General features: G+C 78.8%; 1 protein-coding gene. It reads left to right on the top strand.

Going from position 1 to position 579, the window contains the following annotated elements:
• Nucleotides 1–18: 18 nt before the first annotated feature.
• Nucleotides 19–579 (top strand): LacI family DNA-binding transcriptional regulator (locus tag GTR00_RS22305; protein ID WP_323132683.1); only part of this gene is annotated, 561 nt, incomplete at its 3' end.

Below are 579 nucleotides of genomic sequence, written 5' to 3'. Positions count from 1 at the left end.
GTGGTGCGGGACGAGCCGGTGCGGCGGCCGACGATCAAGGACGTCGCCGCGAGGGCGGGCATCTCCAAGGGCATGGTGTCCCTGGCCCTGCGCGGGGCGCCGGGCCCCAGCGCGCAGACCACCGCGCGGGTCCTGGCCGCGGCCGAGGAGCTCGGCTACCGCGCCGACCGCAGCGCCAGCGTGCTGGCCCGCCGCCGCACCCGGCTGCTCGGGGTGACGATGGTGCTGCGCAACGCCTTCCACGCCGAGCTCGCCGAGGGGCTCCAGGCGGCGGCCGACGAGGCGGGCTACGAGGTCGTCCTCAGCCCGGTCACGCCCGCCCGGGGGGAGCGCCGGGCGGTGGAGACGCTGCTGGACTCGCGCTGCGAGGCCGTCCTGCTGCTCGGTGCCGAGCTCCCCCTGGCCGACCTGGTCGAGCTCGACCGGCGCACGCCGGTCGTCCTGGTGGGGCGCGGGGCCCCGCGCGGGCGCCTGGACGTCGTGCGCACCTCCGACGACGCGGGCACCGCCCTGGCGGTGGAGCACCTGATCGGCCTCGGGCACCGCGGCCTGGTGCACGTCACGGGGGGCCCGGGGGAC

It is taken from the genome of Kineococcus indalonis (assembly GCF_009906395.1).
In the GTDB taxonomy this organism is placed as follows: Bacteria; Actinomycetota; Actinomycetes; order Actinomycetales; family Kineococcaceae; genus Kineococcus; species Kineococcus indalonis.
Note: the sequence above shows the minus strand (reverse complement) of the source record. Positions and strands in the feature narration are given on the sequence as shown.